Source organism: Kitasatospora sp. NPDC059812 (assembly GCF_042732075.1).
In the GTDB taxonomy this organism is placed as follows: Bacteria; Actinomycetota; Actinomycetes; order Streptomycetales; family Streptomycetaceae; genus Kitasatospora.
This window is the reverse complement of sequence record NZ_JBHWIO010000018.1, coordinates 40,771-60,138: the sequence shown is the minus strand read 5'-3', so window position 1 is coordinate 60,138 and position 19,368 is coordinate 40,771. Positions and strand designations below refer to the sequence as shown.

Sequence of the window (19,368 nt, the reverse complement as noted above, 5' to 3'; positions counted from 1 at the left end):
GCTCCCCGTGTGTGGTGGGTGGGGGGGGGGGTGTTTTTTTTTTACCCCCCCCGGGGGGGGGGGGGGGGGGGGGGGGGGGGGGGGGGGGGGGGGCCGGCCCCCGGCGCTGGGTCCGGCGCGGCCGGTGTCGGGGCCGGTGCGGGGGGAGCCGGGTGCGGTCGGGGAGGCCGCGTCGGAGGGCAGAGTCATGGGGGAGCTCTCCTGGGGTCGTACGGACGAGGGTAGAGCGGTCGGCCGCCGATCGGGTGCGGGCGGTCGACGGGGGAGCGGACGCCGTGGGGGGCGTTCCGGCGGGCGGGGTACGGGGGGATCCCGGGGGGTCAGTGCGTGCGGCGGCCGCCGAGCCAGGTCCCGGCCACCGGGACGGCGGCCAGCTCGGCGGCCGGCACCGCGTAGGGGTCGGCCGCCAGGTGCACCAGGTCGGCCCGCATCCCGGGGCGCAGCACGCCCCACTCCGTCTCCTCGAAGGCCTGGTGCGCGACGCCCGCCGAGTACGCCGCGAGTGCCTCGGTGAGGCCGATCCGCTCCTCGGGCAGCCAGCCGCCGGCCGGCAGGCCGTCCGGGGTCTGCCGGGTGACGGCGGTGGCGAGACCGGCCAGCGGCTCGTAACGGGTGACCGGCCAGTCGCTGCCGAAGGAGACCCGAGCGCCACCGCGCAGCAGGGCGGCGATCTGGTACTGCCGGGCGCCGCGCTCGGGGCCGAGCCGGGGGAGGGTGAGTTCGGTCATCAGCGGGTCGGTCTGGGCCCACAGCGGTTCGAAGTTGGCGATCACGCCGAGTTCGGCGAAGCGGGGCAGGTCGGCCGGGTCGACGAGCTGGACGTGGGCGATCACCGGGCGGCGGGCGCGCAGGCCGTTGCGGCGGGTGGCGGCCTCGACGGCGTCCAGGGCGATCCGGACTCCGTGGTCGCCGATGGCGTGGATGTGCGGCTGGAAGCCGAGCGCGTCGACGGCGGTGACGGCGTCGGCCAGTTCGGCGCCGGTCCAGTTGGCGACGCCGTGGGAGTGCGGGCAGTCGCTGTAGGGCGCCAGCAGGGCGGCCGTCCCGGACTCGACGACGCCGTCGGCGAAGAACTTGACCGCCCGGGCGGTGAGCCGGCCGCGCCCGCCGGCCTCGACCCGCTCCCGGTCGGCGGCCAGGGCGGGGAGCCGTGCGCGCCAGCCGTCCGGTTCGAGCAGCAGGGCGAGCCCGGCACGGACGGGCAGGTCGTGTTCGGCGACGGCGGCGAGCCAGGTGTCGACCTGCGCGGGCTCGATCCAGGCGTCCTGGAGCCAGGTGAGCCCGGCGGCGGCGAGCGCGGCGGTGGTCTCGCGCAGGGCGGCGACCTGCTCGGCGAGCGGGAGCGGCGGGACGAGCGCGAGGACGGGGTTGAGGGCGCCGAACTCGCGCAGGGTGCCGAGCGGGGCGCCGTCCGGGCGGCGGACGATCTCGCCGCCCACGGGGTCGGGCGTGTCCGGCCCGTACCCGGCGCGGCGCAGCGCCTCGCTGTTGGCCCAGCCGGTGTGGTGGTCCATGGTGCGCAGCAGGACGGGCCGGTCGGGGACGGCGGCGTCGAGCAGCCGGGCGTCGAACAGGCCGCCCTCGGCGAGCCACGGGTCGACGGCGTCCCCGGTGATCCACTCGGCCTCGGGGTGCCGGGCGGCCCAGGTGCGGACGGCCTCGACGACCTCCTCCAGGCTGGTGCAGTCGCGCACCGGCACGCCGCGCAGCCCGATGGCGCCGATCAGCGGGTGGAGGTGGCCGTCGCCGAAGGAGGGCAACAGGGCGCCGCCCGCCAGATCGACGGTCTCGGTGCGGTCGTCGCGCAGGGCGAGCGCCGCGTCGCCGAGGGCGGTGATCCGCCCGGCGGTGACGGCGAGGGCGTGGGTGGCGGGGTGGGCGGGGTCTCCGGTGTGGATCCGGCCGCCGGTGAAGATCGTGTCGGCACGCATGGGGGAGCGTCCTCTCCGGGTCGCGGCAGGCGACGAGGGCGGCCTGCCTAAACCGAATGGGGTTCGGTTACCGTAGGCGCGGCACCGGCGGGTGCGGAAGAGTTTTATTGAAAGCCATTCAGTAACGCTTGGGTAACGATGATCTTGAGAGTTCTCCGGAAGGCTCCCTGAAGGGCTCCCCGAAAAACTCCCCGAAAGACGAGGAACCGGCATGGCCAGGCCGCGCACACCCCTGCTGGACCGGCAGCGCATCGTCGACACCGCGCTGCGGCTGGTCGACGAGTCGGGCGACCTCACCATCCCCGGCCTCGCCGGCGCCCTCAAGGTCAGCCCCTCCGCGCTCTACCACCACGTCGCCGGCCGGGCCGAGATCGTCGCCCTGATGCGCGCCGAACTCGTCCGCACCATCGGCGAGCAGTCGATGTGGGACCAGCGCTGGGACGCGGCGCTGCGCACCTGGGCGCACGCCTACCGGGACGCCTTCGCCGAACACCCCGGCATCGTCCGCCTGCTCGCCACCGCCCCGCTCGCCGAATCGTTCATGCACGAGCTGTACGAGCGTGCCGTCGCCACCCTGGAGGGCGCGGGCTTCGCCGCCCGGGACGTGATGGGCGTGATCACTGCCCTGGAGAGCTTCATCCTCGGCTCCGCCCTCGACCTGGTCGCCCCGGACGTCATGGTCGACGCCGTCGACCGTGACGCCACCCCTCGCCTGGCCGATGCCCTCGATGCCGTCCCCGCCGGCCGCGAACGCGCCGACCGGGCCTTCGAGCTGGGCCTCACCGCCCTGATCGCGGGTTACCGGGCGCTGCTGCCCTGACCGCCCTCCGTGCTGGAGCCGGGGCGCGCCGGGGTCGGGTCGCCGCAGTTCCGCCGGGTCCGGTCCCGTTCCTCCATCCGGTTTCTGAGCAGGCGTGATGACCTGCTAATGTTCTTCTCGTCGGGAGGGAAACAAACTCCCGAGCAGGCGTCAGCGGTGCTACCAGAGCACGTCCTACTTTCAGTAGGAAGAGTCCGTGCGACCCGGGCCTGGCGCTCCACCCGAAGGGGCTCGTTCCGTCCAGCGGAACGGGCCCCTTCGTCATGTCCGGGAGCTCCGGCGGCAGTCGGGCGGCGACCCGGTGGTGTAGACCTGTTTGCCCGGGCCCCTATCGCATGTCGGCGGTCGAAACCCTGCCGTGCGGCCGGTTCTCGGCCAAGCTCCCCTGCCAGGTGGTCGGCGGGTGGCGGTGGGCTGCGGTCCGCGACCGTCCCCGGGCCAGCGGGTTCGCCCGGCAGCGGTGGCTGACGCCTTGTCACACCTTGGCCGGAAGTGGACGCTACTGATGTGAATATGCCATTGGAATGTTCGTCATATGCAATCCGGCAGTAGCCTTCCGTGTCGAGCCCGCCACTGCTGGTGGCGGCCCGGCCGTGCCGTGCTGCGCCCGGCTGCCCAGACCCCCTCGAAGGAGCCGGTGTGCCGGGTATCGACGAATGCCTCGCCGGAGCGATGTCGATCTCCGGGGCACGCTCCGCGAGCCTGGTCGACTGGAGCAGCGGACTCGCACTCGGCAGCCTCGGCGAGTGCCCGACCGGTGACCACGAGACCGCGGCTGCCGAGACAACCGACTTGGTGCGGGCGGCCGTTGAGAGCCAGACCTTCACCGGGGCGGAGGACCGGCGGTCGCCGTTACAGGACGTCATCGTCACCGCCGGCCGCAGCTACCACCTCATCTGCTTCATCGACACCGTCTTCGACAGCCGCCTCGTCCTCCACCTCTGGCTCGACCGCGCCCAAGGCAACCTCGCCGCCGCCCGCTACCGCCTCCAGGCGCTCGCCGAGGAACTGGTGCTGGGGTGAGCGGGACGCCCGCCGAGGCCATCGGGTTTCGGCCAGCACGCCGGACGGGCCGCCCCCGCCGCCCGCGCTCCACCGGGCGGTGGCCCCGATGAACGCCGCGCCCGCCGCCGTCCGCCCGCCCGCCACGCCGCAGACCCCCGGCGAGGCCCTCGGCCTGCTCGCGGCCCGCCGCGCCACCGGCGCCCTGTGCGGCCCGCTCGGCAGCCTGCACCTCGTCGACGGCCAGGTGGCGCACGCCGACTCCCCGCGCGCGCCCGGCCTGGCCGAACTCCTCACCGGCTGCGGCCGGATCACCCCCGGGCAGTGGGCGGAGCTGCTCCGGCTCGACGGCCCGCGCGCCCGGGTCGGTGAGGCACTGGTCGAACGGCGGCTGCTCACCCGGGGCGAGCTCGAACTCGGCCACCTGGGCACGCTCTTCGACGCCGCGTTCTTCGTCCTCGCCGACCGGACCGGCGGCGTCTGGCGGTTCGAGTCCGACGCCCGGCACTGGCTGGGCCCGGTGGCCACGGTCGACCCCGGCCGGCTGCGCCGCGAGGTCGAGCGCCGGGGCCGGCTGCTGGAACGCATCTGGCCCTGGCCGCAGCTCGACACCGCGCCGGTCCGCCCGGTGGTGCCGGTCCCACGGCCGTCGCACCGCCCGCCCGGCCGCCGCCGGCGCGAACTGCTGGACCACGCCGACGGCCGAAGAACCCCGGCGGACCTGGCGCGCCTGCTCGGCCGGTCCGGCTTCGGCGTCACGGCGGACGTCCGCCGCCTGGCCGCCGCCGGGCTGCTCGACGCCCCGCGGCACGCCGCACCGGCGGTGGCGCCGGCGGTGGCACCGAGCGCCGCGACACCTGTGGCACCGGTGACGCCCGTGGCACCTGGGGCGCCGAGGCCCGCGGCGCCCGTCGCGGAAGCCGAGGCGTCGGCTCCCGAGGCGCCGGCTCCCGCTCGCCCGCCGGGAGGAGGCCTGCACCGCCGGGTCCCCGGCGCCACCCTCACCGGCGCCACGCCGTCCGGTCCCGTGGCCCCCACCCGCTCCGATCGCCCGCCCACCACGGCAGCGGCCCACCCGCCGCTGGCCGTCCCCGACCCGGACATCGCGCTGCTGACCCGGGTCCGAACCCTTCTGGAGGCCCGACTTTGAACCACTCTCCACCCGCGACCCCGCCGTCCCGGCCATGAGGCGGGTGCTCAAGCAGCGTGTCGGAAGGAGACAACTGATCGCCTTGGAGACCGAACTGCTCGCCGAGCTCCGCGCCGTCAAGCAGCGCGTCCCGCACCTCGCGGGTGGCCTGGTGGCCAGCGTGGACGGCCTGTTGGTCGCGCACGACACCCACGGGGCGGAACCCTCCGGCCTGGCCGCGATGACGGCGGCCTCGCTGTCGCTGGCCCAACGGCTCGCCGACACCACCGGCCAGGGCGAGTTCCGCGAGTCGCTGGTGCGCGGCGAGCACGGCTACGTCGCCACCTACGCGGCCGGGGGCAGCTGCGTGCTGGCCCTGCTGGCGCACCCGGACGTCAACGTCGGCCGGCTGCACCTGGAGGCCCGCCGCTCGGCCCAGCGGATCGCCGGGCTGCTCAGCGACAGCCTCCTGCCGAAGGACCCCCGCGACCCGGCCTGACCGGCCTGACCGGCCAGGCCCCCGGCCCGACCGCACCTATCACCCCAGCACCCCACCACCGAAAGGGAGTTACCCAGATGACCGACGCAGCCGGCGCGCTCAAGCAGGCCATGACCAGCATCGAGGGCGCCATCGGCGCGGCACTCGTGGACTACAACAGCGGCATGGCGCTCGCCACCCTCGACGGCCCCGGCGGGCTGGACCTCAACGTGGCCGCGGCGGGGAACACCGACGTGGTCCGCGCCAAGATGCGCACCATGGACATGCTCGGCCTGCAGGACGGGATCGAGGACATCCTGATCACCCTCAGCAGCCAGTACCACCTGATCCGGCCGCTCGCCGGCCGCACCGGCAAGGGCCTCTTCCTCTACCTGGCGCTGGACAAGGCGCGGGCCAACCTGGCGATGGCCCGCCACCAGCTCACCAGGATCGAGGCCGACCTGGAGGTCTGACAGGTCGGACAGGCGGACAGCTCGAAAAGCTCGGACAGGTCGGAGAGTCCGACCGGACGACGCGTCGGCCCGGCGCCGGCTCAGGCCGCGCCGGGCGCCGTCCACCGGACCTCGCCGCCCGGCAGCCCCGTACACACCGCCCCCTCGGCGGTCTCCACGCTCCACGGCGCGAGCTGCGCGTGCGGCGGGACGGACAGCGCGCCGCCCTCCGCGAAGGCCAGCTCCAGGCCGCCGGCGAGGGTGATCTCGGCGGTGTCGACGGTCCGGCCGACGAGCGCGAGCAGGGTGCCGGTCGGACGGACGGTCAGCGCCGGAAAGTAGTGCTCGACCTCCGCCGGGGCGGTGAAGGAGGGCGCGGCGAGGCGGAACTCGTGCGCCACCCGGACGGTCACCGGTCCGTCGAGGGTGAGGTCCAGTCGGTCGCCGCCGCTGACCGACGCCACCCGGCGGCCGGCCAGTGCCTCCGTGATCCCGTGCTGCGTGATCCCGTTCTGCATGGCCCCAGTGTGACCCACCCGACCCGGCCTTGTCCGCCCTGCCCAACAGCCCCGCCCGACCGGCCGGTCCCCCTGCCGCGCCCTCCTGAACCCTCCTGAACCCGCTCGACCCGCCCGCCCGCCGCTACCCGGCGGCGCGTCCGCGCACCAGCTCGGCCGGCCCGCCCGCCCGCTCCCGCGCGGCCAGCGCGGCGGCCGTCCGGGCCCAGGACGGGCCGGTCAGCAGCGCCCGTGCCTCGGCGGGGCCGCAGAGCCGCCACTCCACCAGTTCCTCCTCCGGCAGTGCGATCGAACCGAGCATCCGTTCCGTCACCGTGCCCCCGTCGAACACGGACACCAGCACGGCGGTGTCCCGCCCGGTCGCCGGATCGGCCTCCGGGTCGGCGGCCGCCCCGGGCTGCCAGTCCAGCGCCAGCAGCCGCCCCGGTTCGACCTCCCAGCCGAGTTCCTCGCGGATCTCGCGCCGGACGGCCGCCCGGGGCAGTTCCCGGTCCGCCTCGATCCCGCCGCCCGGCAGCGTCCAGTACGGCACCCGGCCGCGCGGCCCGTCCCACGGCCGCAGCCGGACCAGCAGGACCCGCCCGGCGTCGTCGGTGAACAGGGCCCGCGCCTTGGCCCGGATCCGCGGGCGGGTGGCGATGTAGGTGGCCCGGTCCATCGGCGGCTCGTACCCGGGCCCGCCGGGGGCGGAGCCCAGGGCTGGCGCGTCGGCCAGCCCGGTGTACGCGGGCGGCGGTTCGTCCGCCGGCAGGTGGTCGAGGGTGTGCCCCACGGGCCTGCTGTCCTCCAGCTCCAGCGGACCGGCCGACCGCGGCGCCCGCAGGCAGGCCGTGACCCGGCGGGACAGCAGGGGCGGCAGCGCGTGGCCCGCCTGTTCCGGGGTCAGCCAGGCCCAGCCGCCGACCTCCGCCGCGTCCGGCCGGATCGCCGCGGCCTGTTCGGCGGTGATCGGCTGCGCCCAGTACAGGTACGCGGCGATCGGCGGCCGGAAGTGGTCGAGCGTCCAGTCGACGCAGGCCAGCGGCCCCAGCCGGGGCGTGAACCCGAGTTCCTCCACCACCTCGCGCAGCGCGGTCTCCCGGGGCGAGCGGTCCTGCGGCTCCCACCCGCCGCCCGGGATCGCCACCGGATGCTTCCGGTCGTACGGCAACCGCACCACCAGCACCCGCCCCCGCTCGTCCGGGAACAGCACCCCCGCCGCCGCCAGCAACTCCCGCCCGCTCCCGGATGACGCGTCCACCGCTGCTCCCTCCGTCAGGCCCGGTTCGAAGGCCGTGTCCCCCCGACGACTCGGCGGACCCCTTTCATGGTTCCCCCCACGAGCCGTCCTAGCCGAGCCCGCGCCGCCTCACCCCAGTGACGCGAGGGCCTGGGCCGCCGCGCGGGCCATCTGCTCGTCGTGCCGCCCGCTGGACCCGCGCAGCCGGGCGAGGCCTTCGGCCGCCGCCAGGGCGAGCAGCCCGGGCAGCAGGTCGGTGCTGCGGGCGGCGACCCAGCGGGTGCCCTGGGTGGCCATCCACCACAGGTCGGCGGCCCGGCCGGGCGGAGCCTCGGCGGGGGTGTCGACGGGCGGCGGGCCGAGGGGGTGGCCGGCGGCGGCGAGCAGTTCGTGGAACCGGCGGGCGATCAGGTGGTGGCCCTCGGCGCTGGGGTGCAGCCGGTCGACGCTGAGCAGCCGGCGCTGCGCGCACCAGGGCAGCTCGGCGATGTGCAGGTGCACCGCCCGGTGCCGGGCGGCGAGGGCGTGCACGACGGTGTTGACGGCCTGCATCCGCCGCGCCAGCGGTCGGGCCAGCGGCGCGGGCAGGCGGAGCAGGGTGCCCGGATCGGGCAGGCAGGCGGTCAGCAGGACGGCGCCGTGGCTGGAGAGTTCGCCCAGGGTGGCGTCCAGCTCCAGGGTGGTGCGCCGGATGTCGAAGCCCGCCCGTAGGGTGTCGTTGCCGCCGACCACCACGGCCGCGAACCGCGGCCGCAGTGCCAGTGCGGCGGGGAGTTGACGATTCGTCAGATCAGCGGTCAGGGCGCCGCTGCACGCCAGGTTGGTGAACTCGACGCCGCCCTCGGGTGCCAGTGACCGGGCCAGGACGGCGGCCCAGCCGCGCCACCCCTCGCCGACCGGGTCCCCGACCCCTTCGGTCAGCGAGTCCCCGAGCGCGACGAACCGCACCGGCCCGCTGGTGGCCGGGCGGCCGTCCGCGGACCGGTCACGCCCGGTGCCGAGCACGCTCATCCCAACCCTCCTCCACCGCACCGGGGTTGCGCACGCCGGGGTTCCGCATGCCGGGGTTTCGAACGCTGTGGGCCGCGAGGAACGCGGCCACCGCGGCCGGCCAGCCGTACCGCTCGGCCTGGGCCCGGGCGCCGGCCCGCCGCGCCTGCTCCGGGCGTGCCAGCAACTCCCGTACCGCCGAGGCGAATCCGGCCCCGGTGTCGGCGGCGGCCATCCCGGCCAGGCCGATCAGACCGGGCAGCGCGGAGGAGCGGCTGACCGCCACCGGAGTCCCGCAGGCCAGCGCCTCCAGCGCGGCGAGCCCGAAGGTCTCCACCGGCCCGGGCGCGAGCACCACGTCCGCGCAGCCCAGCAGCCGGGCCAGTTCCTCCCGCCGGCCCAGGTGCCCGAGGAGGCGCACCGGCAGTCGCAGCCGCTCCGCCCGGGCCGCCAGCCGGTCCCGCAGCGGTCCGGCCCCGGCCACCACCAGGACGGCCGGCAGCCCCCGGGCCCGCAGCGCGGCCAGCGCCTCGACGGCCCGTTCGGGCCGCTTCTCGGCCGAGAGCCGGGAGCAGAGCACCAGCAGCACGTCGTCCGGCCCGCAGTACCGTGCCCGCTCCAGGGCCCGCGCGGCCGGCGGCAGCGGGCGCATCGCGTCCAGGTCCACGCCGAGCGGGGCCCGGACCAGGTTGGGCACGCCGATCCGCCGGAACTCCGCCGCCGCCCAGTCGGTGGTGCAGAGCACCGCGTCGTACGTACGGGCCGTCGCCGCGTTGAGCCGGTCGGCGGCCGCGTCGGCGAGCGGGCGGGGCAGCCCCCAGGTACGCAGCAGCCCGACGGCGCTCTCGTGCGACACCATCACCGAGCGGACGCCGTGCCGCCGGGCCCAACTGCCGGTCCAGCGCAGCGTGGTGCGGTCGGACACCTCCAGCCGGTCGGGTTTCAGCCGGGTCAGTTCGGCGGCCACCGCCCGCCGGTCGGTGAGCACCCGGTAGCCGCCGCTGGCCGGCAGCACCGGCCCGGGCAGGGTGACCACCAGGCCCTGCTCGCACTCCTCCTCGCTGCGCCGCTCCCCGGGCACGATCAGCACCGGCCGGTGCCCGGCGGCCAGGTAGCCGGCGCCGAGGTGGCGCAGCGCGGTGCGCAGGCCCCCGGAGACCGGGGTGACGAAGTTCGCGAGCCGCACGATGGTCAGTGGCTCGCGGTCGGCGGTGTCCGTCATGCCGGCAGCTCCTCCACGACGGCGACCGGCTCGACGACCGCCGGGGGAGCGGCAGGGGGAGCCACCGGTGTGCCCCGGTGCTCGGCGAGGACCTCCGCGTAGTGCCGCAGCAGCAGGTCGCCGACCGCCTCCCAGGTCCGCGCGGTCACCTCGGCCCGTCCGGCGCGCCCGTACGCGGCCCGCCGCCCGGGGTCGGCGGCCAGTTCCGCCACCGCCCGGGCCACCGCGGCGCCGTCCCGGGGCGGCACCAGCAGGCCCGTCCGGTGGTGCGCGACCAGGTCCAGCGGGCCGCCGGCGGCCGGGCCGATCACCGGCACGCCGCTCGCCATCGCCTCCTGGATGGTCTGGCAGAAGGTCTCCAGCGGGCCGGTGTGCACGAACACGTCCAGGGTCGCGAAACAGCGGGCCAGTTCCTCGCCGGTCCGGCGGCCGAGGAAGACCGCGCCGGGCATCGAGGCCCGCAGCCCGGGCCCGGACGGCCCGTCCCCGATCACCACCACCCGCACCCCGGGCAGGGCCGACGCGGCGGCCAGCAGGTCGACCCGCTTCTCGGGCGCCAGCCGCCCGACGTACCCGACCAGCACCTCGCCGCCCGGGGCGAGCGCCCGGTGCAGCGCCTCGTCCCGGTGCCGGGGGTGGAACCGCACCGAGTCCACCCCGCGGGGCCACAGCTGCACCCGGGGCACCCCGTGCGCGGTGAGGTCCTGGGCGGCGGGGGTGGACGGCGCCAGCGTCCGGGCCGCGGCCCGGTGCACGGCCCGGATCCGCCGCCAGGCGGCCGCCTCCCCGAGGCCCCGCCCGGCCCGGTAGGCGTGCGCGTACCCGGCGAGGTCGGTCTGGTAGACGGCCACGGCGGGGACGCCGAGGCGGGCCGCGGCCTGCATCCCGCGCGCGCCGAGCACGAACGGGCTGGCCAGGTGCACGATGTCCGGCCGGTGCCCGGCGACGGCAGCCGCCAGCTGCCGGCTCGGCAGCGCGATCCGCACCTGCGGGTACCCGGGCAGCGGCACCGACGGAATGCGCACCACCGGCAGCTCCACCGTTTCGGAGCCGCCGAAGGTGTGCGGCGGGCACGCGGCGCCCCGCGCGGGTGCGGGGGTGACGACGAGTGGCTGGTGGCCCCGGCGGACCAGATGCTCGGCCGTCCGCAGCACGCTGTGGGCGACTCCGTTGACCTCGGGCGGAAAGGATTCGGTGACGATGACGACGCGCATGCCAGAGTTCTGTCCGCGCCCGGCGTGCACCCGGCCAAAGGGATCTGTCGTACAAGCGAACGCGGGTCGGCGATTTGCACCGCCGACCCGCGCCCGCACCGCGCCGCCTCAGTGCGACCCGGCCGCCTCCTTGAGCTCCGCGTACGGCGCGAGCTTGCGGAGCGACTCGATGCTCCTGAGGCACTCGTCCTTGCTCTCGTGCGGGTCCCCGGTGACGATGACCGTCCCGTTGCTCGCCTTGAGCCGGAAGCGGTGCATCCCGCTCTCGTCCTTGTACAGCTCGAACTTTCCAGCCATGCCTGTAACAGCCTTCCGTTCAGGTGACCCCCTCGCACCGCACCGTAGGGCCAGCCCGGTTGCTCCGCCCGCCGGCTGGGGCATCCGAGTCATCCGGCCCTGCCCACCTGGCCCGTTCGGGTCAGGCGGTGCTCGCGGGGGAGCTGTGGGCCTGCGGGCGGCTGGGCGTGGTGGCCCGGGAGCGCTCCTTGCGGAAGCCTCGTTTCACCGGCGGACCGGGGTGGTGCCGTTCATACCGAAGCGAGCGGAGCACTGCTCGCCGGATCGGTTGTTCGCGTTCCACACGCAGATCCACATCGTGTAGCCGATGTCCGGGACGAAGCTCGTCTTCGCGGCGCCCAAGGAGGCGCGGAAGGTGTAGGTGATGCCGTCGCTGCGGGCGAGCTCGGCGACGCAGGTTTGGCCCAGGGAGGTGTTGAGCACGCCCGCGAGCGAGCCGGAGCCGTTGTCGTCCAGCCAGGCGGAACAGGCGGCGGTGGGGCCGAGCCAGTCGGTGTCCGCCTCGGAGCCCTTGACCTGTGCCGGGTCGTCGCTGCCGTTGATGCCGCGGATCGATGACGAGGTGGGGCTGGGGGCGGCCGTTGAGGGTGCGGCGGTGGCCGTGTTCGGTGGGGTGGCCGTTTCGCCAGGCGGGGTGGTCGGGGGCTGGGTAGCGGGTTTGGCGGCAGCGAAGGTCGAGGGCCGCAGGCTCGGGGAGGGTGCCCGCGTGGTGGCGGCCGGGGCGGTTGAAGGCGGGGGAGAGGGTTCGGCGGTGGCGGTGGCGGTGGCGGAGATCGAGGCGCTCGGGCTCGCGGAGGGTCCTTGCGTCGTCCCGGCCAAGGGCTCGACGGCGACCTGCACGCCGCCGGACTCCTGCGCGTCGTGGTGCTGCGGGGAGGTGGACGGGCTGAGGACGAACACCGCGACCGCGCCGAGGGCGGTCGCCGCGGCGATCGGCAACAGGAACAGGTGCTTGCGCGGGCGGCGAGGTGATGCGAGGGGTGCGGGCCCGACGTCGGGGTTCGGGTCCGTGCTCGTATCCGGTGGCGGGACGGTCTCCAGCTTGCCGACGGGCGTTTCGGCGAACGCACGTCGAGCGCCGATGCGTGACATGACCTCGGGCGGCCAGGACGGGGGAGGGGCGAGCCGGTGCGTGCGCGTCGCCAGGACGATCTCGTCGGCGGTGGGGCGTGCTCCGGGGTCGGCGGCGAGACAGGGCCCGAGGAGGGCGGCGAGGTCGGCGTCCACGGCGCGCAGCGGCTCCACGTCGGGGACGGTGCCGGGCGTGCGACCCGAGGCGGCGTAGAGCAGGAGCGCCGCGAGCGAGTAGACGTCCGCGGGCGCTGCCACGTCCTCCTCCCCGGCCTGCTGTTCCGGTGCCGAGAAGCCCTGCGTTCCGTAGCTGCCACCGCTCCTGGTGAGCCTCGCCTGGTCCGCGGCGCGCGCGATGCCGAAGTCGATCAGCTTCACGCCGTCGTGCACCAGCATGACGTTGGCGGGTTTGATGTCGCGGTGCGCGATCCGGGACGCGTGTACGGCCCGCAGTTGAGCGGCCGTCTCGGCCAGCAGTAGCCACAGCGCCCCGGCGGGCAGCGGGCCGTGCAGCCGGACCGCCTCGTCCACCGTGAGCCCGGGGACGTACTCGGTGGCGAACCACGGGCGTTCCGGAGTGGCGTCGCTCGCCAGCACCCGCGGTCCGACGCCGAGCGGCACACGGTAGAGGATGCCGACCTCTCGTTCGAAGCGCTCGCCGGGGACCAGCCGCGGCCGGACGAGCTTGACAGCGGCGTAGCCCCTGTCCGAGACCCCGAGGTAGACCTCGCCCATGCCGCCGGTGCCGAGCAGGCCGATGATGCTGAAGCTGCCGATCTCCTGCGGATCGCCCGGACCGAGTGGTTCGGCGACCACGCTGTCGATCGCAGCAGCTCGCCGGCTGATCTCGCTCACGGCGGGCAGGCTATCGGGCAAGTCCACTCCGGACAAGCGGAGTTGGTAGTTCCGCAAGCTCGGCACGCCGCATGCCCGCAGGAGGACTGGTCCTCCCGGTGCGCTCATACACTGGCGCGACCCGAGGCGGAGGTATGTGAGATGGCGTACGAAAACTTCCCACCCCAGATGCTGCCGCCGGGCAGTCCTTCCGGCAGAGTGCCCTCGGCGCCACCCGGGACGATCTTCGTGCTCGGCCCGGAGGGTGGGTACGCCGTGCCGCCGCGCCGGTACACCTTGCTGTTCGGGCGCGACCGCGAGGACGTGCACGTACCGGTCGGTGTCGACGACCCGACCGTCAGCCGTCGGCACGGCGTCTTCACCTGCGCCGGCACCGACGGCGACTGGTGGCTGGTCAACACCGGCAATCTGCCGATCGAACTGCCCGACGGCGTGCTGATGCTCACCAGCCACAAGCGGATCATCGGGCCCGGGTACACCCCGCTGGTGATCAACTCGTCCAAGCGGCGGTCCCACCTGGTGGAGGTCCGCGTCGTGGACGGGGACGACCTGCACCCCCGTTCCACGAGCAGCGCCGATACCGCGGCCCCCGAGACGGTCTACCTGCTCTCCCTGCAGGAGCGGCTGGTGCTCACCGCGCTCGCCCGGCGCTACCTGGAGGGCCAGGACGCCTTCCCGCTCCCGTCGGCCTGGGAGGAGACCGCCCGGCTGGTCAACGCCTCGCCCCACGTGACCAAGTTCTGGACCCACAAGTCGGTCGCCAACACGGTCGAGGACGTGCGCGAACGGCTGCGCCGACGGGGCGTGCGCGGACTGACGCGCGACGAGGTCGGCGAGCCGGTCGGCTCGACGCTCAGCGTCAACCTGATCAGGGAACTGCTGAAGACGGCGACGCTGAACGCCCAGGACTTGGAGTTGCTGGCCGATCAGGGTTGACGCGTTTCTCAGGCCTCCGTCTCGGGCGCGGCTTCGGCGTTGTGGTTGTAGGTGACGTGCATGGTGCCGTGTTCCACGGCGAAGACGGCGGCCTGGTCCTCGGCCGAGTTCTGCTGGCGCGGTTGGGGCTGCGGTTGTTCGGGGTGATGCTTCGTGTTCGTCACGTGGTTGTTGTCGCCCACGATGAAGGTGCCGGAGACGTCTCCGGCGTGGATGGTGCCGGGGGTGGATTCCGTAGGCATGGTTGGCCTTTCTCGGTTGGTCCTGTGGAGGTCAGCCTCCGCAGTGGGTTACCAGGCTGCGCCAGGCCGAGTTATATGCCGACGCCTGGCTATTCGTGTCGATCGTGGCACCGGACGGATGGTTCCGAAACGAGCGGAACTGGTTCTCCTCCTGCTGGCTAGCGGTCAGAAGGCCCTTGAGGTCGGATACCACGGATCCGTCCCGCGCTTGCGATAGGGCTCCCCGCAACGTGGACTCGCTGGTGCGCAGGTCTTTGAGGATGATGTCGATACGGGATTTCACCGTGCTGTCGTCGGGAACGGTGGAGGTCCGTCGTGAGTTGTACGCGGCTACGGCGTTGTTGTACGAGTCGAGGGCGCTGTGAACGGCGGTCAGGTCGGCGTTGTGCTGCTGGATCTCTTTTCCCAATTCCGGTGCCACCGCTGCGCACACGGGATCGACGGGGTCCGGTGTGACGACGGGGGCAGGGATCGGCGGCTTGGGGGTGTAGACCGGCCGGGTCGGGATCGGTGGGTAGGTGACCTGGGCCGGCTTGGCCAGGTTCGACTGGTTCTGGGTGTAGACCATGGCGCCCACGCCGAGTACGGCTGAGGCGCCGACCACGCAGGCGACGGCGAGGGCTGCTCCGCCCTTGGCAGCTGCTGCGCCGGCGGTGGTGACCGCGTGGCCCGTGCTGGACGTGGTGGTGGCGCTCGCGGTGTGCGGATGGTGCGCCCCCGAGAGGTCGATTCGGTGCGGCGCCGCCTGCGAGGGGGAGTGTGCGCCGACCACATGGCCCCCGGGCGGGGGCTGTTGGGCGGAGTGGGACAGGTCGATCACGTGCGGTGTACCCGGCGGGTGCACGGGCGCCGGAGCGCCGGAGGCGGGGACGGGGTGGGTGACGGCCGGCGGCTGGACGACCGGGTGGGTGACGGGCGGTGGTTGGACGACGGGGTGGGTGACGGTCGGTGGTTGGACGACCGGGTGGGTGACGGCCGGCGGCTGGACGACCGGCTGGACGACGGGGTGGGTGACCGTCGGCGGGCTGACCACCGGGTGCGTGATCAGCGGGGACTGGCCGATGGCGTGTGCCGTGGTGGCCGGGTCGATCGGCGGCACGGCGGTGATCGTCGTCGTGGCGGCCTGGTGGGCCACCGAGTGCGCTTGCAGGGCGGCGAGTTCCTGCCAGAGCGCCCCCGCCTCCAGCACCAGGGTCGTCGTCAGTGCCGCCCGGCCGATCGCCTTGCGGCGGGTGCGCGCCTCCCCCAGGAAGAACTCCTCGCCCGCGCGGTCTCCCGCGCTCTTCGCGGCGGCCCAGCCGGCTCCGAGGAGGCTGCCCCACGCGTCGAACTGCCGGGAGAGCGCCAGTTTCGGCGAGGCGGCACGGGCCAACTCCACGCCGAGCTGCGCCTGTCCGCTCCGCTCCGCTCCCAGCACCGCGACGTCCAGAGCCTGGAAGTGGGCCGCGACCTCGTCCGGGGTGGTCTCCCGCGACTCGACCCACGCGGTGAGCGCCCGGCAGAGCGGCGCGGCGGGGTACTGCGTCATCCGGCTCTTGAGCACGCACTCGGCGACGTCCGGCGGACACCCGTAGCCGGTTTCCGAGGCGACCAGCAGGCCGTGCCGCACCAGCCCGCTGGCGAGCGCGTCGCTGTCCGTCCGGCTGAGCAGGGCGTTGAGCTGCCGGGCGGCCAACTCGGCGCCGGAGAGCGAGCCGAGCAGGTACAGCAGGTCCCGCTCCTCCGGCCGGAGCCTGTTGAGCAGCGCGGGAAGGAGCGCGGGGAGATCGGCGATGCCCGGCAGGCCCTTGCCGGTCGCGGCCGACAGGGCGATGCGCCGCAGTCGGAGCGGATTGCCGTGCAGGGCGTCGCACAGCGCCGTCACGGTCCGCGCTTCGTCGGGCCGCAGCGCGCGGGCCAGGACCGTCTGGACCAGGACCACCCCTGCCGGGGCCGCCAGTCCGTCGAGTCGGATCGGGTGGACGCCGGTGACCGACGACCGGCGTTGCGAGGTGAAGACGAACGTGGAGTGCTCGGCCAGGTCGAAGAGCCGGTGCAGGTCCTTCTCGTCGAGTCCCGCGTCGTCCAGGTAGATCCGCAGCCGCAGGGTCTTCAGGTGCTCCTTCAGCACCTCCAGCGACGGCTTGTAGTTCGGTGCGTCGAAGCTGATGTCGAAGATCGCCTGCGCGAGGTCGTCGGCCGTCCGGCCGCCGGCTTCGATGTAGGCCGCGCCCTCGGGCCCGCGCGGCAGGGTGCGGGCGAGGTGGCGCAGCAGCGCACTCTTGCCGACCCCGGAGGCGCCCCAGATCTGCACCAACTGGCGTGCCCCGATGGCCTGTTGCAGTGCCTGGAGCTCCCGTTCCCGGCCGATCAGCGGATCGGCGGCGGAACGCGGCAGGTGGGAGATCGGCTGACGTTTGACCGGGTTGGGCGGAGGCCCCGCGTTCACGGTGATGGCCGAACCGTGTCCGGTGGTGATGTTGAGGTTGGTCACGGTGTTCCGGTTGCCGACGATCATCGTTCCGGACACGTCGCCCGCCCGGATTCGCGTGGAACCGTCCGGAGCACCGTTGTTCTCTGGCATCTGTTTCTCCGGTCCTCTCCAACGCTCGGGTTCCGGCACTCGGTCATGCTGGCGCCGACCCGTCGTCGGAACCCGGCGCTTTTACCTGTTTGGTGAGATCGCCCGTGAACCGGCCGGTTCGGCCGCGGCGGCGATCCGGGCGAGGTGGTCCAGGTCGAGGATCGTGATCCTGCGGTAGCCCGTGACGACCGCGCCCGACTCCCGCAGGGCCCGCAGGGCCTTGTGGATCGACGACTCCGCGGCGCCGACCAGCGTGGCCATCTCCGGCTGCGACAGCGGGAGATGGGCTTCGTTGCGGCCGGGGCGCCCGTAGGTGACGGCGAGGTGGTGCAGGATCCTGGCCAGCCGCCCGAGCACGTCGCAACCGGTGAAGTCGACGATCCGGCTGGTCGCCGTGCGCAGCTTGGCCACCACGCTCGCGTTGAGTGCGAGCCCGATGGCGGGGTGCTGCTTCGTGCACGCCAGCAGTTCGGTGGGCAGGATGTAGCGGGCCAGCACCCGGCCGCAGGCGGTCACGGTGCCGATGCGCGGCTGACCGTCGATCCCGGCGAACTCCCCGACGAGGTCCCCGGCCATCCGCACGGCCAGCAGTGCGTCCCGACCGTCCTGTGCGTGCGCGGTGACCTTCACCGTGCCGCCGATCAGGAGCAGCGAGAAGTCCGAGGTGTCGGCCTCGCGGATGGTGATCTGACCGGCCGGGTAGGCCACGCCGTGGCCGAGCTCCAGCAGGACTCGGCGATCGGCCTCGCCGACCCGGCCGAGCAGTCCGGTCGTCGGCCAGTAGGCCCCGGCCCCGCGCATCCGTGTGTTGCTCATCGGTCACTCCTCCTCCTCGTCCGGCCGAAGCCGGACAAGCCGTATTAGTAGCCGGTTTACCCGAGGACCCCTCCTCTACGTTCTGGTTAACCATCGTGTCGGCACCGGGAATTCGGTGCCGACGGCAGTTCGATCCTCGAACCGCCGGCCCTCGTCGTGATCGCGGAGGGAATGTGAATCCGAGGTACGAGTACCGAGCTCTGCTGGCGTGCGACATCGCGGGTTCCGCGGGCCGCGGTCAGCAGCGGCTGCAGGAGATCCGCGGCGTGCTGCGGTCCGCGCTGTTCGGCGCCCTCGGCGTCGCGGAGCTGGACCGGCGGGACTTCGCGTACGTGGACACCGGCGACGGCTGCCGGCTCGTCGCCCCGGCCGGGTTGCCCAAGGCCGGACTGCTGGTCCCGCTGCTGCCGGAGCTGGGCGCGCGGATCCGCGAGCACAACCGGCACGCCGGCCCGGACACCCGGCTGCGGGTACGGGCCGCCGCGCACGCGGGGGAGGTTCGGCTCGATCCGGACGGCACGGTCTCCGGCACCCCGTTCGAGGCGCTCGCCCGGCTGCTCGACTCGCCCCCGCTGCGGCATGCGCTCCTGGACGGTCCGGACGGCACCCCGGTGGCCGCGGTGCTGTCGCAGCACTACTACGAGGAGACGGTCGGGCACGGCTACGAGGGGCTCGAAGCCGGTGCCTTCACCGCGGCCGAGGTCCGGGTCAAGGAGTACGCCGCACGGGCCTGGCTCTGGTACCCGGGCAGCCCGGTCGGGCCGCACGGCGGTCCCGGCCCGGAATCCGGCTCCCGCGAGCGGCCTGCGGAAGCCGAGCCGCGGGCCGTGGAGCAACTCGTCCAAGCCACGGGGAAGGGCACGGTCTTCGCCGTCGGCCGAGGTGGCCAGCACATCCACTACAACGAACGGGGCTGAAGCGCCGATGAACCAGGAACTCGCCGAGCTGGCCGCGAGCGGAGCCACCGCTCTGGTGTCCGCGATGGGCACCGATCTGTGGAACGAGGCGAGGCGACTGATGAGCGGCGTCATCGCCCGGGCCCACGGCAGCCGCCGCAGGGAACTGTCCGTCGCGCTGGAGCGGGGGTCGACCGCCACGAGGGGAGCGGTCGACGCCGCGGCCGTGGACTTCTGGACCGAGGCCCTGCTCCAGTTGCTCGTCCGGGACCCGGCTCTCGCCCAGGACGTCATAGCTCTGGCGACGCTGCGGACCGCGCAACGGCCGGACGTCGTGGTCCAGGTCAACTCCGCCACCGGTTCCGGTGAGGTGTTCGCGGTGCAGCACGGTGACCAGCACTTCGCCTCGGGGCCGAGGTCCCGCGATCGTGAGGAGCGGCCGTGAGCGGGGGCGACGGCCGGCGGGACGGCCTGACGGACGGCTGGGTGCGGGCGGGGCTGCTCGCAGCCGTCGTCATCGGGGCCTTCGCCGAGGTCGGCACGCCGCACCGGCACTACGGCTGGCTGGTGAACGCGTTCGCCCTCGCGGCGGTGGGTGTCGTGGGGCGGGGGGGCCCCCCGCGGGGGCCGGGCCCCCCCCCCCCCCCCCCCCCCCCCCCGCCCCCCCCCCCCGGGGGCCCGCCCCCCCCCCCCCCCCCCGCCCCCCCCCCCCGCGCC

General features: G+C 74.5%; 19 protein-coding genes. 8 read left to right on the top strand and 11 right to left on the bottom strand.

Annotated features, from left to right (window positions below):
* Positions 1–320: 320 nt before the first annotated feature.
* Positions 321–1,931: an amidohydrolase gene (locus ACFV6D_RS12450; RefSeq protein ID WP_380370297.1), complete on the bottom strand. Its 1,611-nt coding sequence runs from the start codon at positions 1,929–1,931 to the stop codon at positions 321–323.
* 211 nt (positions 1,932–2,142) lie between these two features.
* Between ACFV6D_RS12450 and ACFV6D_RS12445 the strand changes: the two genes are divergently transcribed.
* The 5 genes from ACFV6D_RS12445 (at position 2,143) to ACFV6D_RS12425 (ending at position 5,833) form a co-directional block, all read left to right on the top strand.
* On the top strand, positions 2,143–2,751 hold the full coding sequence (locus tag ACFV6D_RS12445) for a TetR/AcrR family transcriptional regulator C-terminal domain-containing protein (RefSeq protein ID WP_380559528.1): 609 nt from the start codon (positions 2,143–2,145) through the stop codon (positions 2,749–2,751).
* Positions 2,752–3,390: 639 nt separating this feature from the next.
* The gene (locus ACFV6D_RS12440) at positions 3,391–3,774 is read left to right on the top strand and encodes a hypothetical protein (RefSeq protein ID WP_063350270.1); all 384 of its coding nucleotides are present in this window, start codon (positions 3,391–3,393) and stop codon (positions 3,772–3,774) included.
* A gap of 88 nt (positions 3,775–3,862) precedes the next feature.
* Positions 3,863–4,903, top strand: coding sequence for a hypothetical protein (locus tag ACFV6D_RS12435; RefSeq protein WP_380559526.1), 1,041 nt, complete (start codon positions 3,863–3,865; stop codon positions 4,901–4,903).
* Positions 4,904–4,937: 34 nt separating this feature from the next.
* The gene (locus ACFV6D_RS12430; RefSeq protein ID WP_363370967.1) at positions 4,938–5,381 is read left to right on the top strand and encodes a roadblock/LC7 domain-containing protein; all 444 of its coding nucleotides are present in this window, start codon (positions 4,938–4,940) and stop codon (positions 5,379–5,381) included.
* 77 nt (positions 5,382–5,458) lie between these two features.
* Entirely contained in the window at positions 5,459–5,833 is a 375-nt protein-coding gene (locus tag ACFV6D_RS12425) for a hypothetical protein (protein ID WP_063350272.1), read from the top strand.
* Positions 5,834–5,913: 80 nt separating this feature from the next.
* On the opposite strand, the gene ACFV6D_RS12420 is transcribed toward ACFV6D_RS12425, so the two are convergent.
* The 7 genes from ACFV6D_RS12420 to ACFV6D_RS12390 all read right to left on the bottom strand — a co-directional run bounded on the left by ACFV6D_RS12420 (position 5,914) and on the right by ACFV6D_RS12390 (position 13,198).
* Positions 5,914–6,330, bottom strand: coding sequence for a DUF6188 family protein (locus ACFV6D_RS12420; protein ID WP_380559524.1), 417 nt, complete (start codon positions 6,328–6,330; stop codon positions 5,914–5,916).
* Positions 6,331–6,454: 124 nt separating this feature from the next.
* Positions 6,455–7,570, bottom strand: coding sequence for an NUDIX domain-containing protein (locus ACFV6D_RS12415; RefSeq protein WP_380559522.1), 1,116 nt, complete (start codon positions 7,568–7,570; stop codon positions 6,455–6,457).
* Positions 7,571–7,678: 108 nt separating this feature from the next.
* The gene (locus tag ACFV6D_RS12410; RefSeq protein WP_380342460.1) at positions 7,679–8,560 is read right to left on the bottom strand and encodes an SGNH/GDSL hydrolase family protein; all 882 of its coding nucleotides are present in this window, start codon (positions 8,558–8,560) and stop codon (positions 7,679–7,681) included.
* Entirely contained in the window at positions 8,535–9,761 is a 1,227-nt protein-coding gene (locus tag ACFV6D_RS12405; protein WP_380559520.1) for a glycosyltransferase, read from the bottom strand. The genes ACFV6D_RS12410 and ACFV6D_RS12405 overlap by 26 nt, the downstream gene beginning before the upstream one ends.
* Positions 9,758–10,975, bottom strand: a complete 1,218-nt coding sequence (locus ACFV6D_RS12400) for a glycosyltransferase family 4 protein (RefSeq protein ID WP_380559518.1) — start codon at positions 10,973–10,975, stop codon at positions 9,758–9,760. The genes ACFV6D_RS12405 and ACFV6D_RS12400 overlap by 4 nt, the downstream gene beginning before the upstream one ends.
* Before the next feature lie 108 nt (positions 10,976–11,083).
* A complete protein-coding gene (locus ACFV6D_RS12395; RefSeq protein WP_063350276.1) occupies positions 11,084–11,272 on the bottom strand; it encodes a DUF1508 domain-containing protein in 189 nt (62 codons plus the stop codon).
* A gap of 204 nt (positions 11,273–11,476) precedes the next feature.
* Positions 11,477–13,198 carry a protein kinase gene (locus tag ACFV6D_RS12390; RefSeq protein ID WP_380559516.1) on the bottom strand — a complete coding sequence of 574 codons (1,722 nt, stop codon included), beginning with the start codon at positions 13,196–13,198 and terminating at the stop codon, positions 11,477–11,479.
* A 141-nt stretch (positions 13,199–13,339) separates the two neighbouring features.
* On the opposite strand from ACFV6D_RS12390, the gene ACFV6D_RS12385 reads away from it, so the two are divergent.
* Positions 13,340–14,134 carry an FHA domain-containing protein gene (locus ACFV6D_RS12385; protein ID WP_380429239.1) on the top strand — a complete coding sequence of 265 codons (795 nt, stop codon included), beginning with the start codon at positions 13,340–13,342 and terminating at the stop codon, positions 14,132–14,134.
* Between the two features lie 8 nt (positions 14,135–14,142).
* Here ACFV6D_RS12385 and ACFV6D_RS12380 read toward each other — a convergent pair whose 3' ends face one another.
* The 3 genes from ACFV6D_RS12380 to ACFV6D_RS12370 all read right to left on the bottom strand — a co-directional run bounded on the left by ACFV6D_RS12380 (position 14,143) and on the right by ACFV6D_RS12370 (position 17,755).
* Positions 14,143–14,376 (bottom strand): hypothetical protein, encoded by a 234-nt coding sequence (locus ACFV6D_RS12380; RefSeq protein ID WP_363370948.1) that lies wholly within the window; start codon positions 14,374–14,376, stop codon positions 14,143–14,145.
* A gap of 31 nt (positions 14,377–14,407) precedes the next feature.
* Positions 14,408–16,939 carry a hypothetical protein gene (locus tag ACFV6D_RS12375; RefSeq protein ID WP_380559514.1) on the bottom strand — a complete coding sequence of 844 codons (2,532 nt, stop codon included), beginning with the start codon at positions 16,937–16,939 and terminating at the stop codon, positions 14,408–14,410.
* 81 nt (positions 16,940–17,020) lie between these two features.
* Positions 17,021–17,755, bottom strand: coding sequence for a Crp/Fnr family transcriptional regulator (locus ACFV6D_RS12370; RefSeq protein ID WP_063350279.1), 735 nt, complete (start codon positions 17,753–17,755; stop codon positions 17,021–17,023).
* Positions 17,756–17,928: 173 nt separating this feature from the next.
* Here ACFV6D_RS12370 and ACFV6D_RS12365 point away from each other — a divergent pair, with 173 nt between their 5' ends.
* Complete coding sequence (locus tag ACFV6D_RS12365) at positions 17,929–18,672, top strand: hypothetical protein (protein ID WP_380431151.1); 744 nt, start codon at positions 17,929–17,931, stop codon at positions 18,670–18,672.
* Positions 18,673–18,679: 7 nt separating this feature from the next.
* Positions 18,680–19,096 (top strand): hypothetical protein, encoded by a 417-nt coding sequence (locus tag ACFV6D_RS12360; RefSeq protein ID WP_380345570.1) that lies wholly within the window; start codon positions 18,680–18,682, stop codon positions 19,094–19,096.
* The last annotated feature ends 272 nt before the right edge of the window (positions 19,097–19,368 follow it).

Bases quoted from the DNA above. Each gene is read 5' to 3' on its own strand.
- ACFV6D_RS12430 (WP_363370967.1), top strand. From the start codon at position 4,938: ATGAGGCGGGTGCTCAAGCAGCGTGTCGGAAGGAGACAACTGATCGCC.
- ACFV6D_RS12405 (WP_380559520.1), bottom strand. From the start codon at position 9,761: ATGACGGACACCGCCGACCGCGAGCCACTGACCATCGTGCGGCTCGCG.
- ACFV6D_RS12400 (WP_380559518.1), bottom strand. From the start codon at position 10,975: ATGCGCGTCGTCATCGTCACCGAATCCTTTCCGCCCGAGGTCAACGGA.
- ACFV6D_RS12370 (WP_063350279.1), bottom strand. From the start codon at position 17,755: ATGAGCAACACACGGATGCGCGGGGCCGGGGCCTACTGGCCGACGACC.
- ACFV6D_RS12420 (WP_380559524.1), bottom strand. From the start codon at position 6,330: ATGCAGAACGGGATCACGCAGCACGGGATCACGGAGGCACTGGCCGGC.
- ACFV6D_RS12450 (WP_380370297.1), bottom strand. From the start codon at position 1,931: ATGCGTGCCGACACGATCTTCACCGGCGGCCGGATCCACACCGGAGAC.
- ACFV6D_RS12385 (WP_380429239.1), top strand. From the start codon at position 13,340: ATGGCGTACGAAAACTTCCCACCCCAGATGCTGCCGCCGGGCAGTCCT.
- ACFV6D_RS12445 (WP_380559528.1), top strand. From the start codon at position 2,143: ATGGCCAGGCCGCGCACACCCCTGCTGGACCGGCAGCGCATCGTCGAC.
- ACFV6D_RS12410 (WP_380342460.1), bottom strand. From the start codon at position 8,560: ATGAGCGTGCTCGGCACCGGGCGTGACCGGTCCGCGGACGGCCGCCCG.
- ACFV6D_RS12380 (WP_363370948.1), bottom strand. From the start codon at position 14,376: ATGCCTACGGAATCCACCCCCGGCACCATCCACGCCGGAGACGTCTCC.
- ACFV6D_RS12395 (WP_063350276.1), bottom strand. From the start codon at position 11,272: ATGGCTGGAAAGTTCGAGCTGTACAAGGACGAGAGCGGGATGCACCGC.
- ACFV6D_RS12425 (WP_063350272.1), top strand. From the start codon at position 5,459: ATGACCGACGCAGCCGGCGCGCTCAAGCAGGCCATGACCAGCATCGAG.
- ACFV6D_RS12360 (WP_380345570.1), top strand. From the start codon at position 18,680: ATGAACCAGGAACTCGCCGAGCTGGCCGCGAGCGGAGCCACCGCTCTG.
- ACFV6D_RS12435 (WP_380559526.1), top strand. From the start codon at position 3,863: ATGAACGCCGCGCCCGCCGCCGTCCGCCCGCCCGCCACGCCGCAGACC.
- ACFV6D_RS12375 (WP_380559514.1), bottom strand. From the start codon at position 16,939: ATGCCAGAGAACAACGGTGCTCCGGACGGTTCCACGCGAATCCGGGCG.